Origin of the sequence: Methanofollis liminatans DSM 4140 (assembly GCF_000275865.1) — an archaeon.
Classification (GTDB): domain Archaea; phylum Halobacteriota; class Methanomicrobia; order Methanomicrobiales; family Methanofollaceae; genus Methanofollis; species Methanofollis liminatans.
On sequence record NZ_CM001555.1, the window covers coordinates 2343528 to 2358386 of the forward strand.

The following is a 14859-nucleotide window of genomic DNA, read 5'->3' on the forward strand; positions in this document are numbered from 1 at the left end:
TCAGGTCTCCGTGATCGTCTCCTCGACCGCCATGCCGAAATGGCGGCCCTTCGCCATGGCGCACCCCATGACGACGTCGCCCTCCTTCAGGGCGGCGACCGAGACCGGCCCGGACTTGCCCATCAGCCGCACGGTCTCGGCGTTCTGGAGGACGAGCCCGGCTTTCCCGTCCCCGGCCGCGGCCTCGACCAGGAGGAGGGGGCGGCGCTCGATCTTCACCCGCCCGACCGCCGCCTCGGCGGTGGCGCCGGTTGCATCCGCAACCATGACGGCGTCGCCCGCCCGCACCTCGGAGAGGTACGAGGTGCGCCCGTCAGGGCGGAGCAGGTAGGCGTGGACCGCACCGGCGTTCACCCTGAAGGGCCGCGGTGCGACGTACGGGTTCTCCGCCGTCTCGGCAAGCACGAGCAGGAACCCCGACGAGGTGTTGCCGAGGAGCATCCCCTCCCCTTCGGCGAGGAGGGAGCAGGTGTCGATGCAGGCGCGGTCTCCCATCCCGATCTGCCGAACGGCGGTGACGGTGAAGGGGACGATCGCGAGGCGCGGGCTCTCCGCCTGCACGGCGGCGGCGACGCGGCCGACCTCGAGAGGATCGCCGGTCTGGAGAAGCACGCCGGCGACGCCCTTCTCAAGGATGCCGAGGGCGAGTTTCGCCTCCTCTGCATTCCTGACGACAGCGACGACGCGGTCAGAGGCCGCCACCAGGTTTTCGAGCGGGATGATCGTCCAGTCAGACGTAGAGACGACCAGGACCGCCCGGCCCGCATCCGGGAGGGGCGACTCGGGCGTCACCTCGGCAAAGACGACGTCCGTTCCCGGCACCAGGTCGCCGTCGGGCGCGATCGTCGTGATCCGGCCGAGGCCTCTCGCATCGGCGGCCGCATCGACGACCAGCGCCTGCGCACCGGCCTCGATCGCCGCCGTGGCGATCTCCTTGTTCCAGGGGCGCACGTCCACCCAGAACAGTTTCATTGGCCCTCCAGTGCGGCGTCGGGTGCGGTCTCCTCGTGGACGACCCGGCAGAGCGCCCGCACAAAGGATGCTGGCTCGTCACGCTGGAAGGCGTTTCTCCCGATGCACACCCCTGACGCCCCGGCCGAGACGGCGTCCCTGATTGCCGAGAGGGTGGCGAGGTCGCCGGCCTTCTCCCCGCCGGCGATGAGCACCGGCACCGAGCAGGCGGCGGTGATCTCGGCGAATGAGGCCGGGTCGCCGGTGTAGTTCGTCTTGATCAGGTCGGCGCCGAGCTCTTCGGCAACCCTGACGCAGTGGCCCACGGCCGCGGGGGAACGCGGGTCGATCCCCTTGCCCCGCGGGTAGATCATCACGAGGAGCGGCATCCCCCAGCGGGTGCACTCCTTCGAGACCTCGCCGGCCGCCTCGATCATCCGCGACTCGTGCGGCGCCCCGAGGTTGATGTGGATCGAGACCGCGTCGGCGCCGAGGGCGACCGCCTCCTCCACGGTGCAGACGAGCACCTTGTCGTCGGGGTCGGGGTTCAGAGAGGTCGAGGCCGAGAGGTGGACGATCAGCCCGATGTCCCGGCCGTGGCCGCGGTGGCCCGCCTTCACCATGCCCTTGTGCATCACGATCGCGTTCGCGCCGCCCTCGGAGACGGCCGCAACCGCCTCGGGCATCCGCCGCAGCCCCTCGATCTGGCCGAGGGTGAAGCCGTGGTCCATCGGGACGATGACCGTCCTTCCGGTGTTCCTGTCCATAATCCGTTCGAGACGGATCGCTTTTCCGATCATTTCACCATCTCCAGCGCCTCTTCCGCACTCCGTCCTCCATGCACGATCGCCGCCGCCGCCATGATGAAGAGGTCGGGGTGCGGGTGCTGGAAGGCGTTTCTCCCGATGGAGATCCCGGCGGCGCCGCCCTCCATCGCCCCCTCGATCAACTGCAGGGTCGAGAGGTCGTCGGTCTTCGAACCCCCGGCGACGACCACCGGCACCGGACAGCCCCTCGTTACCTCCCGGAACGAGTCCGGGTCGCCGGTGTAGACGGTCTTGACGATGTCGGCGCCGAGTTCGGCACCGGCCCGCGCCGCGAGGCAGACCGCTCCGACATCCTTCTCGTCGGCGATCTTTGCGCCCCGCGGGTACATCATCGCCAGCAGGGGCATCCCCCACTCCATGCACTCCACGCCGATCCTCCCGAGGTCTGCGAGCATCCGCGCCTCTGAAGGAGCGCCGATATTGATATGGACCGAGACGGCGTCGGCGCCCATCTTCAGGGCGTTGGTGACGGTGTTCACGATCACCTTCTCGTTCGGATCGGGCCCGAGACTCGTCGAGGCCGAGAGGTGGAGAATGAGCCCCACGTCCCTCCCGCTCTGCCGGTGGCCGTAGAGGGCGAGGCCAGGGTGGCCGAGCACGGCGTTTGCTCCGCCGGCGGCGACAAGGTCAACGGTCTTTCCCATATCGATGAGTCCGGGCATGGGCCCGGCCGTCACACCGTGATCCATCGGTACGATGATCGTCTTTCCGGTGTTCCGGTCCATGATGCGTTCCATCCTGATCTGTTTTCCTCTCATGATCAACTCCTCCCCGGCGGCATGACATACTGCGGGGACGTTTAAAAGAGATAAAAATACCTAAAAAAGAAGCCCTCGAGCGCGGTCGCTCTGAGAACGGCGTTCAGAGAAGCAATACCTGCGTGATGTGTATGGGCCGGGCTAGTGAAGGTAAAGACATTCACTGGCGAAAAAACATTCACCACACATTATCCATCCTATTTTGCAGGAGCAGTATAATAACCTGTTGGAGGCGAAGAGGGAGGGGCGCAGACACTATATATACCGGGAGGGAGAGGACTGCCCATGATCAGTCTGAACGCCGGGGCCCTCCAGACGACCGCAGGGATGGTTGCCCGGGCAGATCCCCTCGGGATCAGGGCCGGAACCATGGACTGCGGCGCACGGATCGTCGACTGCGGCGCCGATGTTCCCGGGAGTTATGAGGCCGGGTGCCGCCTCGTCGAGGCGTGCTGCGGGGGATGTGCCGCGGCGCGTATCGAGATCGGGGAGTTTGGACCCTATGCCATCCCGGTCCTCCACATGACCGTCTCGAACCCGGCGATTGCCTGCCTCGGCGCCCAGCTCCCCCTCTGGAGGGTGACGGCCGCCGGAGAGGGCGCCGACGCGGGCGGGCCTGGAAGGGCACTCGCCAGAAAGCCGGCGGCACTCTACCAGCGACTGAATCATGAAGAGAGTGCAGAAGAGGCCCTGATCACCCTTACCGCCGACTGGCCACCGGACGAGAGCGAGGCCGGGATCATCGCCGAGGCCTGCCGGATCGATCCGGCGAACCTCACCCTCATGGTCGCCCCGGCCGGGAGCATCGCCGGAACAGTCCACCTCGCCGGGCTTGCCGCAGCGACGGCCCTTGCACGGATCATGAACACAGGCTTTGAACCCCTGCGAATCGTCCACCTCGCCCTCAGGGTGCCGGTGGCGCCGCCCGGTCCGGACGGTGAGAGTGTCAGGGCCGCTGCATCCCTGGCCGGTTCAGCCTGCGGGACGCTCCACCTGATCGCGGACGGCTTTGAGGAGGCACTTTCCGGGGTTGTCGATGAACGAGGAACCGCGGGCGCCGGGCGGGAGGGGAGGTTCACCGCACCCATCGCCGAGGCCACCATCTCAGACCTCAGGGACGGGAGCGTCCGCCGTTTCGGGTCCAGGGATCCCACAAAAATCCTCGAACATTTCGGGATCAGAAAACGACGGGGCCGGACAGATCGGATCACCGACATCAGGTAATTCTGTCCAGAGGGCGCCTGCACAGAGCAGGGGGATCGTCCTCATCCCATTGACATCATACTTTCTCTCGCGGGGAAAGCGCGTTTGAATGCCTGGATCCTTATCCTTTTTTCTCTTCGATCGGGCACTGTGCAACGTATTCCAGGTTGAACTTGTAGAAGTGCGTGTAGCCGCAGTTCCTGCACCTGGTCGTGAACTGGTTGCAGCCGACGATCAGGTCGTGCAGACCCTCGACACCGCAGTTCTTGCACGGTGCGACCGTCTCAAGATCCCAGATGTCGTAACAGCTGATCGGGGTATAGGTACCGGCCGCACTGACATCCTCCACCCGCGGGACAAAGATACGCGTCGCCCCGCAGTTCGCGCACGCCACCTGCGCCTGTGACGAGACCGCCTTGATCACCTGGTCGGCATCCTCGTGGCAGTGGTAACAGGAGGTACGATATTTTGTAAAAATGAACCGTTCGACCATGTGTTCCCCTCGTCGTTTGATCTTCATATACTTACCCCGCCGGGATTGCAGCCACCAAATAGAATAATAATCAGATATAACAGCGCCACCCGATATATTTATTAAATAAAATAATATTATTGTCAGAATTGTCTAAATTAAGAATAGAAAGATAGATTAATTGAGTTATTAAAATAATTTAACCACACAACACAGTGCGTGAGGGACGATACGATGACAATAGAAAAACCAGAAAAAATTGAAGATACCCTGCAGCGCGCCCTGAAAGGAGACCATTCAGTGCGGATCAACATCGATCTCCTCCAGGAGGAGTTCAGACCCCTCGGAAAAATGGTCAATACCGCCATAGAGCGGATGGCAGAAGCTGAAAAGTTGAAAAGGAGGGCCGATGCCTTCGTAAAATTTAATCCCCAGGCAATCGCCGTCCTCGCCGGCGACAAGCACCGCCTCGACCTCAACAAACAGTACGAGAAGGCCTGGCGCGGCTCGTACGACGAACTGATGGCAAAGAAACTCTACGACTTCAATATCAAGACGACCGGCGACGATTTCTACGCCTCCTTCAAGACAAAGAAGATGGCGGTCTCTGACATGGAGATCTCCTGGGAAGACCAGACAAAGACCTATCTCCGCCTCTTCCAGCTCCCGATCCTGGACGAAAACGGGGAGATCGACGTCAACTACTATATCTACCAGGACCTCACCGAGCAGATGAACGAGCTCGAGAAGATCCGCGCCCTGCAGAGGCGTGCCGACCACTTCGTCAAGTACAACCCTCAGGCGATCGCCGTCCTCGCTGCCGACAAGCACCGCCTCGACCTCAACAAACAGTACGAGAAGGCCTGGCGCGGCTCGTACGACGAACTGATGGCGAAGAAGCTCTACGACTTCAACATCAAGACGACCGGCGACGATTTCTACGCCTCATTCGAGACGAAGAAGATGGCAGTCTCTGACATGGAGATCTCCTGGGAAGACCGGACAAAGACCTATCTCCGCCTCTTCCAGCTCCCGATCCTGGATGAAAACGGGGAGATCGATGTCAACTACTACATCTACCAGGACAACACCGCACTCGTGGAAAAGGAGAGAGAGACGCAGCAGCAGGCCGCCCTTCTCGCCACAAGCGCAGAAGAACTGAAAGTTGCCATGGACGAGATGGCAAAGGGCGACCTCACCGCACTCGTGGAGATCGAGGATAACGATCCGCTCCGCGACCTCAAGCTCAACTACCGCCATTCCCGCGAAGGGATCAAGGCGGCCCTGATCAAGGCATCCGGTATCGGCGAGAAGGTGAGGGGCAGTTCGGCGGAGACGAGCCGCAGCTCGGCCGACATCTCCCGGGCGATCGAGCAGGTCGCGTCCAAGAGCCAGCAGAGCGCAGAGGACGCGAAAAGGCAGCTCGAAAATCTCGAAGAGGTGGCGCGCGCGATGTCCGACCTCTCGGCATCGATCGAGGAGATCGCCAGCACCGCACAGGGCGTGCTCGACGGGACCGCCGCGGCGGTCAGGGTCGGGAACGAGGCCGACAAACTCGGGCGTGAGGCGACCCAGAAGATGCGCCAGGTCGAAACCATTACAAAGGAAGGCGTCGAGGAGTTTTCACAGCTGAACAGGGAGATGCAGGAGATCTCCAAGATCGTCAAACTCATCAATGACATCTCCAGCCAGACCAACCTGCTTGCACTGAACGCCGCCATCGAAGCAGCGAGGGCGGGCGAGCACGGGAGGGGCTTCGCCGTGGTCGCAGGCGAGGTGCGCAACCTTGCCGGCGAGTCCAAGAACGCAACCAACCATATCGAAGACCTCATCGGCAGCATCCAGTCCAAGAGCGAGAAGACCGGCCGGGACCTTCAGGCGGCCATCGCAGAGATCGCCGCCGGGGTCGAGAGCGTCAACCAGGCGATCGATACCCTGAACCGGATCGTCGCCGCCGTCAAAGAGGCGCATGAGAGCGTTTCCGAGATCGCACGGGCGACCGAGGACCAGGCGAGCGCCACCAACCGCGTGATGGAGCGGATGGACGTGACAAACAGGATGACGAAGGAGACGATGGCGCGGATCGAGGACATGGCCGCCCTGACCGAGGAAGTATCGGCCTCGGCCCAGGAGGTCGGCAGCGCCGCCGAGGAGGTCGCTGAAATGGCCGGAGAGATGAAGGAAAGCCTGGACTCGTTCAGATTGAAGTAAGGTGAAGGGTGTGACAAACGTTGATGTGGTAGAATTCGAAGTCGCGGACGAGCACTACGCCCTCGACATTTCCCTCGCACGGGAGATCGTCGAGATGGTCCCGATCACGCCGGTGCCGAGGGCCCCCCCCCATATTGCGGGGATCATCAACCTTCGCGGCGAGATCACGACGGTCATGAACCTCTCGACCCTCCTGGGCATCCCTGCAGCCGGAAACCAGGAGCGGCGGAAGATCATCATCCTCGTCCCTGAGGCGGCCGGGGGCTCCAACGTCGGGATCATCGTCGACGATGTCCTCTCGGTGATGCAGATCTCAGAGAACGATGTCGAGAAGATGGACGACGCCCTCACGCGGGATGCCTTTGTCAAAGGGATCATCAAGGTGAACGACAAGGCGGCCGAGAGCGGCGACGCCAAGAATCTGATCATCTGGGTCGACATGCAGAAGGTGCTCGAACAGCTGATCGGGCATCCGGCCTGAAGACCCGCACCGTATCTTTTTTTCTTTTCGCCCTTTCACGTGGATAACCCCGCCCCGGTCCCACCGCCTATCGCAGTTTGACTGGACGGCAGACCCCGCGACACCGGCGCACTGATCCGCTCACGCAAAGAAACAAAGCCCAGAAACACTCTTCCGTATCCTCGCGTCTTTTTGCGGCTTCGCGTGCGATTCATCGGTTTACTATCCACTCACGCGAAGGGAGCGATCGTGTTCAGAGCTCTTGCGTGAGCGGCTGGATCTACGAAGGCAGCCAGAAGAGAGCGCTCGAAAAAAAGGCTGGTGCCCTGTGTTCAGGGCATATGCAGGCGTTTGGCACTTACATCGGGGGCATGCCCATGCCGCCCATGCCGCCGCCCATTGCCGCCATCTCCTCGGGTGAGGGGCCGGCAGATTTGGACGAGGCAATGACGTCGTCGATCCTGAGGATCATCACGGCCGCCTCGGCGGCGGAGCTGATCGCCTGGGTCTTCACGCGCAGGGGCTCGACAACGCCCTGGGCGAGCATGTCGCCGGCCTTGCCGGTGTTGACATCGAGACCCGCGGTCTTCTGGCCCTTCTCGTGGGCCGCACGGAGGTCCACCAGGATGTCGATCGGGTCGAGACCCGCGTTCTCTGCAAGGGTCCGCGGGATGATCTCGAGAGCGCTGGCAAAGGCTTCGATGGCAAGCTGAGCACGGCCGCCGACGGTCGCCGCATACTCGCGGAGACGGAGGGAGAGCTCGACCTCAGGGGAGCCGCCGCCGGCGACGAACTTCTTGTCGCGGAGGGCGACCTCGACGACGCGGAGGGCGTCCTCGATGGCGCGGTCAAGCTCGTCGACGACATGCTCGGTGCCGCCCTTGATGATGATCGAGACCGCCTTGGGGTTCTTGCACTGCTCGACGAAGGTCATGTCCTCGCCCGAGACCTTCCGCTCCTCGACGATCCCGGCGAAACCGAGTTCTTCGGGGGAGATGGCGTCGATGGAGGAGATCAGGGTCGCACCGGTCGCACGGGAGAGCTTCTCCATGTCGCTCTTCTTCACGCGGCGGGTGGCGAAGATGCCGGCCTTCGCAAGGTAGTGCTGGGCGATGTCGTCGATGCCCTTCTGGCAGAAGAGGACGTTCGCGCCCGAGGCGATGATCTTGTCGACGATACCTCTGATCATCCGCTCTTCCTCGTCGAGGAACATCTGGAGCTGGTCGGGGCTCGTGATGTTGATCTCGGCGTCGACCTCGGTCTTCTTGAACTCGACCGCGGCGTTGAGCAGCAGGATCTTGGCGTTGTCGACCTTCTTCGGCATCGCCGGGTGGACACGCTCCTTGTCGATGAGCACGCCCTCGACGATCCCGGAGTCCTCGATGGACCCGCCGACCTTCTTCTCGACCTTTATGAAGTCGAGGTCAACGGTGCCGTCTTCTTCGGCAACCATGGTGACCGCCCTGACGATGAGGTCGCAGAGTTTGTCCTTGGAGGCCTCGGCGCCCTTGCCGGTCATGGCGGTGCCCGCGATCTTCAGGAGGATGTCGGCGTCGTTCGGCTTGACGTCGATGGCAAGATCTTTGACGATCTCGATCGCCTTATCGGCGGCCATACGGTATCCGTGGGCGATCACCGTGGGGTGGACGTCCTGTTCGAGGAGGTCCTCGGCACGCTTGAGGAGTTCGCCGGCCACAACGACCGACGTTGTGGTGCCGTCGCCGACCTCGTCGTCCTGGGTCTTTGCGACCTCGACCATCATCTTTGCGGCCGGGTGTTCGATGTCCATCTCCTTGAGGATGGTCACACCGTCATTCGTGATCACGACGTCGCCGATGGTGTCGACGAGCATCTTGTCCATCCCCTTCGGACCGAGGGTGGTCCGTACCGCTGCGGCGACGGCCTTGGCGGCGGCGATGTTGATGCTCTGTGCGTCACGCCCGCGGGTGCGGGAACTTCCTTCTTTAAGAATAAGGATTGGTTGTCCTCCCAGTTGCTGAGACATTACATATCACCCATGAATTTAGCGCTCAAATAGTTGGTTTGTAGTTCTATATAAATTTTGTTACTGGTTGATCATCTGGATGAGGTCAGAACCATCTTCAAGGCCCTTCAGATGCTCTTCCCCGACAACAAGTGTTTTTCCAATTCTTTTTTTCTTTTTATAGTCCGAAACGATGCACATTGCGTGCGTACGTGCAACCTGCGAGATATTCCCGATGAGAGCAGCGCGCTTGACCATCCGTTGCGCCGTCCCGTAGCAGGTGAGGATTGTCTCTTTCTCCACCATAGCGAGCACCTGGAAGGGGGCGCGGCGCATCTGGTAGATTTCGACACCCATACGCCGGAAATCGGGCAGAATCTCCTGGGATGCAGATTCGTCCCTCTGGACGCCGGTAGGTGAGGTATAGGAGAGGAGGTCGATCGACTCGACGACGGCCTCGTCGAAGATCTCCTCAAGATGAATGGCTATTTCCAGAGAAGTGCTCATTCCGTCCTCGTACTTGGAGATCGTCCGCCGCGAAACACCGAGATGGCGGGCAAGGTCGCCAAGGGATAACTGGTGCCGCTCCCTGAGACCCTTGAGCACATCGCCGTTGAGGTTCACGTACAGCCCGCCCGGATGGGCATATATGAGGGGCGGGACGCCCTCGACCAGATAGTCGTACAGGGTTGCCGGGGAGATCGCATAGATGCCATAGCGCAGATAGACCGTGCCGCGTTCGAGATCGGCGTCGCGGGCCCGCTCGCCGATGATCAGGGGCGAGGCGCCGAGGTGGCGGGCGATGGCGTCCATGTCCCGGGATATCTCCTCTGAGACCGAGTCGATATGAGAGACCACCTTGATGACGAGGAGAACCTCGTCTTTCCCGGCGATCAGGTCAAAAGAGCGAGGGCGCAGGCTGCACCGTTCAGAGACGTCATAACCGGCGGTCAGCATCACGCTGATCACCATATCGAGGAGGCGCTCCTGTGACATTGGACACTCGTTAAAGGTGGATATAGTACGACACACTAATAAATAATCGCCTCATGTTCATCGGAATCGACGACACCGATTCGCCCGCAGGGATGTGTACGACCTATCTCGGGGCCGTGCTGGTCAGAAGGCTAAAAAGTGCCGGTCTGACTATCAGAGAGACCCGGCTCGTCCGACTCAACCCGAACGCCCCGTTCAAGACGAGAGGAAACGCGGCGATATGTATCGAGGCGTCTGGGCGCCCGGAGACGGCGTTCTCGATCGCAGCGGCGCTGATCGACGACCTCGCCGACCTCTCCTGCGAGAACACCAACCCGGGCCTGGTGGTGACCGAAGAACGCCCGGACCCCGCATTCTACTGGAAAGCCGTCCGGGACTTCTGCACGATCGAAGAGGCAAAAGAGATTCTGGAAGAGAACTGCGCCCTTTACCGGGGATGGAAAAACGGCAGGGGACTGATCGGAGCCACGGCAGCCGCGGCAAGCGTCCTGCCCGATCTGACCTCCGAGCTCCTCGCCTACCGTCGAAGGGAGGTATGGGGGACGCCGCGTTCGGTCGAAAAGGCATCGATCTTCGCTGCCGAAGCGGCGACCTATCCCCACACCTGGGACTCGGCAGACCCCCAGAACAGCGTCGTGGTCTGCGTGCCCCACACGCCCGACCCGGTCCTCTTCGGGATCAGGGGGGAGAGCGAAGCATGGGTACGGGAGGCCCGTGCCCTCGTCCGGGCGGAGGAGAGCGAGATCGAGCAGATCTGGGTCACCAACCAGGGGACCGACGCCCACCTGGTGGACGGGACGATCGGCCGCCTCCTCGAAGGGCGGTCGTACCGTGTCCAGGGAACGGTGGCGGAGCGTGCGACGACCGGGGCAGGAGGGCATGTGAGCCTCACCATCCTCGGCACCGACGGCGAGAGGCTTCGCTGCATGGCATACGAGCCCACGAAGGGATTCAGGGAGATCGTGCGGGCGCTCCTGCCGGGCGACGGGATCCTCGCCGTCGGGAGTTACAAGAACGAAAGCCTCAACCTTGAGAAACTGCGGGCAGACCGCCTCGTGGCGGACCGTCTCCTGCGCCCGCCCCTCTGTCCGGACTGCGGGAGGAGAATGACCTCCGCAGGCAGGGATAAGGGCTACAAATGCCGGGAGTGTGGAAGACGTGCGGGCGATCCCGAGATCATCACCACCCCCAGAGCGATCAGGACTGGCTGGTACGAGGTGCCGCCGACGGCACGGCGGCATCTCTCGAAACCGCTGGTCAGGGATCAGGGGGAGGCCTGAGAGAAAAAAACGGCAATCTCTATATCCAGCCCGGACAAGCATACTGTATGAGAATCGGCATTGTTGGAGGAACCGGCGATATCGGGGAGGGCATGGCCCTCAGACTCTCCACCCGCTATGATGTGATCATCGGCTCCCGGGAAGAAGAGAAGGCAAAAACCGCGTCCACCACCTGCCGCCTGCGGCTCGACGAACTCGGGAAAGTCTGCAGCCTTTCCGGGGTCAGCAACCAGAGAGCGGTCGACGAAGCCGATATCGTCGTCCTCGCCCTCCCATACAAGCACCTCGTCCCGACGATCGCCTCCCTCACCGGCTTTGAGGGAAAGATCGTGGTCAGCCCGGTCAACCCGATGGAGTTTGGCGAGACGGTCTCGTACGTCCCCCCGCCCGAGGGTTCGGCCGGCCTGCTCCTGAAAAAACTCCTCCCGGAAAGCGCCAGGATCGTCGTCGCCTTCAACAACATCGCCGCCCACCGCTGGCAGACGATCGGGGAGGATCTCGACTACTCGGTCGCCGTCTGCAGCGACGACGACGAAGCGAAGAGGATCGTCATGGATCTCATCAACACGATCTCGCACCTTTCAGCGCTCGACGCCGGCCCCCTGAAAAACGCCGCTCTTGTCGAAAGCCTCACCCCTCTGATCCTGAACATCTCGAAGTATAACCGGATGAAAGACGTCGGGGTGTACTTCAGATAAGGATTTAACCCTTTTTTTACGGCTCTTTCCAACCCATGCACGGCCGGACGAGGAGCCGCACCCCCACGTTGATATCCCAGGACGAAGGATGCTTCGATCGCAGGGCACCGTCACGATGCCCGGGGGGAGTAAAAAAGATGGTATCCACCTATCTGAACCCGCCGGTCGCCCTCATGGGCGCGGGTGCGGTAAGAGAAATCGGAGCGTGGACGAAGATGTTCGGCGCGAAAAAAGCGTTGATCGTCTCGGGCACCGGAAAACACGGCCAGACCCTCAACAAGGAGATCGCCGCCCTCCTCAAGGAGGCCGGGATCGACTCGGCGGTATTTGCAGGTGCCGAGCCCAACCCGACCGATCTCTCGGTCCATGAGGGTGCCGGGATGTACCTGAAAGAGTCGTGCGACGCCATCGTCGCCGTCGGCGGCGGGTCCCCGATGGACTGCGCCAAGGGCATCGGGATCATCGTCGCTGGCGGCGGGGAGATCCACGCCTACGAAGGGGTCGGCAAGGTGGTCAGGCCGCTGCCGACCCTGATCGCCGTCAACACGACGGCCGGGACCGACTCGGAGATGACCAGTTTCGCCGTCATCACCGACACCCGCCGGCACGTCAAGATGGCCCTCGTAGACTGGAAGCTGACTCCGAAGGTCGCCATCAACGACCCGGAACTAATGAAGAGCATGCCGCCGGCCCTCACCGCAGCCACCGGCATGGACGCTCTGACGCACGCCGTCGAGGCTTACGTCTCCACCATCGCCACGCCGACGACCGATGCCGCCGCCATTGCCGCGATCAAACTCATCGGGATGTGGCTCCGCCCGGCGGTCGCACACGGCGACGACATGGTCGCCCGTGACATGATGGCCCATGCCGAATACCTCGCCGGCATCGCGTTCAACAACGCCAGCCTCGGCTATGTCCACGCCATGGCCCACCAACTCGGCGGCTTCTACAACCTGCCGCACGGCGTCTGCAACGCCATCCTCCTGCCGCACGTCCAGGCGTTCAACCTCGTCGCCGTACCCGATCGCTTCGTCGACATCGCAAGAGCGCTCGGCGAGAGCGTCGAAGGACTTTCCACAAACACGGCGGCCGAGAAGGCGATCGAGGCCATCAAAAAACTCTCGACAGAGATCGGCATCCCGTCCGGGGTCAAACACCTCGGTGCACGGGAGGAGGACATCCCGGCACTTGCCGAAAATGCGATGAAGGATATCTGCGGTCTGACCAACCCGCGCAAAGCGACGATCGACGATATCATCGCTATTTACCGGGCTGCATTGTAACAGGCCAAAAAAAAACACCTGATTTCAGGCCATGACAGGGAGGGGCAGGGCGCGAAACGCCGGGGGTCAAAACAGTTAATGGATCCCGCGACAAGATCATATGAAATCTGGTGTCTTATGGAATCAAACAGGGAAGAGTGCGGGGATCCGGTCAGACAGGTCCATCTGAACCCGGACATGACCGTCGACGGGCTGGTCCGCGCCATCGCCGGTGCCGGGGCATACAACGGCGGGTCGCTCGCCCGCGCCGTCGACATCTATGAGGCGATGCTCCGCGACGAGAAGGCGACGAAGTTTTTCGGGCTCGCAGGCGCCATGGTTCCTGCAGGCATGGGGAGGATCGTCAGCGATCTCATCGAACAGGGTCATATCGACATTCTGGTCTCGACCGGCGCCAACCTCACCCACGACACCATCGAGGCGATCGGCTGCCACCACTACCACGGCACCGCCGTCTGCGACGACGTCGAACTGCGTCACGAGGAGATCAACAGGATCTACGACATCTTCCTCCCGGACGAGGCCTTCATCCACTTCGAGGAGTTCATGCAGGAGTGCCTCTCAGATATCCCGGACAGAACGACGCTCTCGATCTCAGAACTCCTCCGCCACATCGGCTCCCACCTGAAGACTGGCATCCTGGCGGCGGCGGCAAAGAACGATATCCCGGTCTTCTGCCCGGCCGTCCAGGACTCGATGCTCGGTCTGCAGTTCTGGTTCTACAACCAGGCGCACCACATCACCATCGACGCCTTCGGAGACATGAAGACGATCATCGACCGGTGTTATGCGGCAGAGCACGCCGGGGCGTTCCTGGTCGGCGGCGGCGTGCCGAAGAATTTCATCTTCCAGAGCAAGATGATCACCCCGGACGGCTTCACCTACGCTGTCCAGCTCACCGGCGACCGCCCGGATCTCGGCGGGCTCTCGGGCGCCACCCTTGCCGAAGCGCAGTCCTGGGGGAAGATCAACGAGGACGCCGCGGCGGTCACCGTCTACGGCGACGCCACGATCACCCTCCCGGTGATCGCGGCGGCGGTGCTGGAGAGGCTGAAACATGACTGAACTCATCCTCTCCCTCGACGTGACCGGCCTCAAAGAGGCGCTCCGGATCGCCGGCGCCTGTGCCCCTGAGATCGATGCGATCAAGGTCGGCTACCCCCTGGCGCTCGCCGCCGGCCTCGGGATCGCCGGAGAACTCGCCGGGTTCGGTCTCCCCCTCATCGCCGATTTCAAAGTCGCCGACATACCGAACACGAACACCCTCATCTGCGAGCAGGTGTTTGCGGCCGGGTTCTCGGCGGTGATCGCCCAGGGCTTTCCGGGTCCTGACTCGGTGGCCGCCTGCGTGGAGGCCGCTCATGCCCACGGCGGCGAGTGCTACGTGGTCGCCGAGATGAGCCATCCCGGCGCCCTCACCTTCTTCTCGGCAGGCGTGCCCGAGCGCCTCTGCGAGATCGTCGCAGAGACCGGCGCCGACGGGATCATCGCCCCGGCGACCCGGCCCGAACGGGTGCGAGCGCTGCGTGCCCTGATCGGGAAGAAGAAGATCCTCTCACCTGGCATCGGCGCACAGGGCGGGGACCCGGCAGAGATCGCTCCCCTCGTCGACGGGATGATCGTCGGGCGCTCTATCTACGGCGCCGCCGACCCCGCGGCCGCCGCCCGGACCTACGCACCCTACCGCCGATGACGAGACGACCGTTCCGAGCCCGCGGGCGGTGACGAACCCT

The 14859-nt window shown here is 62.4% G+C and carries 14 protein-coding genes; 8 read left to right on the plus strand and 6 right to left on the minus strand.

What is annotated here, in order from left to right; genetic code table 11:
* From METLI_RS11615 to METLI_RS11625, 3 genes are read right to left on the minus strand one after another with little or no spacing between them, the layout of a single operon-like run.
* On the minus strand, nucleotides 1–972 hold the full coding sequence (locus METLI_RS11615; RefSeq protein WP_004040642.1) for a 3-dehydroquinate synthase II: 972 nt from the start codon (nucleotides 970–972) through the stop codon (nucleotides 1–3).
* The gene (locus tag METLI_RS11620) at nucleotides 969–1751 is read right to left on the minus strand and encodes a 2-amino-3,7-dideoxy-D-threo-hept-6-ulosonate synthase (protein WP_004040643.1); all 783 of its coding nucleotides are present in this window, start codon (nucleotides 1749–1751) and stop codon (nucleotides 969–971) included. Before METLI_RS11620 ends, METLI_RS11615 begins: the two co-directional genes overlap by 4 nt.
* The gene (locus tag METLI_RS11625) at nucleotides 1748–2536 is read right to left on the minus strand and encodes a 2-amino-3,7-dideoxy-D-threo-hept-6-ulosonate synthase (protein ID WP_004040644.1); all 789 of its coding nucleotides are present in this window, start codon (nucleotides 2534–2536) and stop codon (nucleotides 1748–1750) included. The genes METLI_RS11620 and METLI_RS11625 overlap by 4 nt, the downstream gene beginning before the upstream one ends.
* A 285-nt stretch (nucleotides 2537–2821) precedes the next feature.
* Here METLI_RS11625 and METLI_RS11630 point away from each other — a divergent pair, with 285 nt between their 5' ends.
* Nucleotides 2822–3760, plus strand: a complete 939-nt coding sequence (locus METLI_RS11630) for a methenyltetrahydromethanopterin cyclohydrolase (RefSeq protein WP_004040645.1) — start codon at nucleotides 2822–2824, stop codon at nucleotides 3758–3760.
* A 100-nt stretch (nucleotides 3761–3860) separates the two neighbouring features.
* On the opposite strand, the gene METLI_RS11635 is transcribed toward METLI_RS11630, so the two are convergent.
* The gene (locus tag METLI_RS11635) at nucleotides 3861–4232 is read right to left on the minus strand and encodes a hypothetical protein (protein ID WP_004040646.1); all 372 of its coding nucleotides are present in this window, start codon (nucleotides 4230–4232) and stop codon (nucleotides 3861–3863) included.
* 213 nt (nucleotides 4233–4445) lie between these two features.
* Between METLI_RS11635 and METLI_RS11640 the strand changes: the two genes are divergently transcribed.
* Nucleotides 4446–6422: a methyl-accepting chemotaxis protein gene (locus tag METLI_RS11640; protein ID WP_004040647.1), complete on the plus strand. Its 1977-nt coding sequence runs from the start codon at nucleotides 4446–4448 to the stop codon at nucleotides 6420–6422.
* A 10-nt stretch (nucleotides 6423–6432) separates the two neighbouring features.
* Nucleotides 6433–6903, plus strand: a complete 471-nt coding sequence (locus tag METLI_RS11645) for a chemotaxis protein CheW (protein ID WP_004040648.1) — start codon at nucleotides 6433–6435, stop codon at nucleotides 6901–6903.
* Between the two features lie 337 nt (nucleotides 6904–7240).
* Here the strand turns inward: METLI_RS11645 and thsA are convergent, their stop codons facing one another.
* Together thsA and METLI_RS11655 are read right to left on the minus strand one after the other, a co-directional pair.
* Nucleotides 7241–8887 carry a thermosome subunit alpha gene (thsA, locus tag METLI_RS11650; protein ID WP_004040649.1) on the minus strand — a complete coding sequence of 549 codons (1647 nt, stop codon included), beginning with the start codon at nucleotides 8885–8887 and terminating at the stop codon, nucleotides 7241–7243.
* A gap of 60 nt (nucleotides 8888–8947) precedes the next feature.
* Complete coding sequence (locus tag METLI_RS11655) at nucleotides 8948–9862, minus strand: transcriptional regulator (RefSeq protein WP_004040650.1); 915 nt, start codon at nucleotides 9860–9862, stop codon at nucleotides 8948–8950.
* A 53-nt stretch (nucleotides 9863–9915) separates the two neighbouring features.
* Between METLI_RS11655 and METLI_RS11660 the strand changes: the two genes are divergently transcribed.
* The 5 genes from METLI_RS11660 to pyrF all read left to right on the plus strand — a co-directional run bounded on the left by METLI_RS11660 (nucleotide 9916) and on the right by pyrF (nucleotide 14819).
* Entirely contained in the window at nucleotides 9916–11142 is a 1227-nt protein-coding gene (locus tag METLI_RS11660) for a tRNA(Ile)(2)-agmatinylcytidine synthase (RefSeq protein WP_004040651.1), read from the plus strand.
* Nucleotides 11143–11189: 47 nt separating this feature from the next.
* Entirely contained in the window at nucleotides 11190–11840 is a 651-nt protein-coding gene (gene npdG / locus METLI_RS11665) for an NADPH-dependent F420 reductase (RefSeq protein WP_004040652.1), read from the plus strand.
* Between the two features lie 137 nt (nucleotides 11841–11977).
* Nucleotides 11978–13126 carry an iron-containing alcohol dehydrogenase gene (locus METLI_RS11670; protein WP_004040653.1) on the plus strand — a complete coding sequence of 383 codons (1149 nt, stop codon included), beginning with the start codon at nucleotides 11978–11980 and terminating at the stop codon, nucleotides 13124–13126.
* A 117-nt stretch (nucleotides 13127–13243) separates the two neighbouring features.
* Nucleotides 13244–14191, plus strand: coding sequence for a deoxyhypusine synthase (locus tag METLI_RS11675; protein ID WP_004040654.1), 948 nt, complete (start codon nucleotides 13244–13246; stop codon nucleotides 14189–14191).
* Nucleotides 14184–14819, plus strand: a complete 636-nt coding sequence (gene pyrF, locus METLI_RS11680; protein ID WP_004040655.1) for an orotidine-5'-phosphate decarboxylase — start codon at nucleotides 14184–14186, stop codon at nucleotides 14817–14819. Before METLI_RS11675 ends, pyrF begins: the two co-directional genes overlap by 8 nt.
* The last annotated feature ends 40 nt before the right edge of the window (nucleotides 14820–14859 follow it).

Coding starts and splice junctions, on each gene's coding strand:
- METLI_RS11615 (WP_004040642.1), bottom strand. CDS start 972: ATGAAACTGTTCTGGGTGGACGTGCGCCCCTGGAACAAGGAGATCGCC.
- METLI_RS11620 (WP_004040643.1), bottom strand. CDS start 1,751: ATGATCGGAAAAGCGATCCGTCTCGAACGGATTATGGACAGGAACACC.
- METLI_RS11625 (WP_004040644.1), bottom strand. CDS start 2,536: ATGAGAGGAAAACAGATCAGGATGGAACGCATCATGGACCGGAACACC.
- METLI_RS11630 (WP_004040645.1), top strand. CDS start 2,822: ATGATCAGTCTGAACGCCGGGGCCCTCCAGACGACCGCAGGGATGGTT.
- METLI_RS11635 (WP_004040646.1), bottom strand. CDS start 4,232: ATGGTCGAACGGTTCATTTTTACAAAATATCGTACCTCCTGTTACCAC.
- METLI_RS11640 (WP_004040647.1), top strand. CDS start 4,446: ATGACAATAGAAAAACCAGAAAAAATTGAAGATACCCTGCAGCGCGCC.
- thsA (WP_004040649.1), bottom strand. CDS start 8,887: ATGTCTCAGCAACTGGGAGGACAACCAATCCTTATTCTTAAAGAAGGA.
- METLI_RS11655 (WP_004040650.1), bottom strand. CDS start 9,862: ATGTCACAGGAGCGCCTCCTCGATATGGTGATCAGCGTGATGCTGACC.
- METLI_RS11660 (WP_004040651.1), top strand. CDS start 9,916: ATGTTCATCGGAATCGACGACACCGATTCGCCCGCAGGGATGTGTACG.
- npdG (WP_004040652.1), top strand. CDS start 11,190: ATGAGAATCGGCATTGTTGGAGGAACCGGCGATATCGGGGAGGGCATG.
- METLI_RS11670 (WP_004040653.1), top strand. CDS start 11,978: ATGGTATCCACCTATCTGAACCCGCCGGTCGCCCTCATGGGCGCGGGT.
- METLI_RS11675 (WP_004040654.1), top strand. CDS start 13,244: ATGGAATCAAACAGGGAAGAGTGCGGGGATCCGGTCAGACAGGTCCAT.
- pyrF (WP_004040655.1), top strand. CDS start 14,184: ATGACTGAACTCATCCTCTCCCTCGACGTGACCGGCCTCAAAGAGGCG.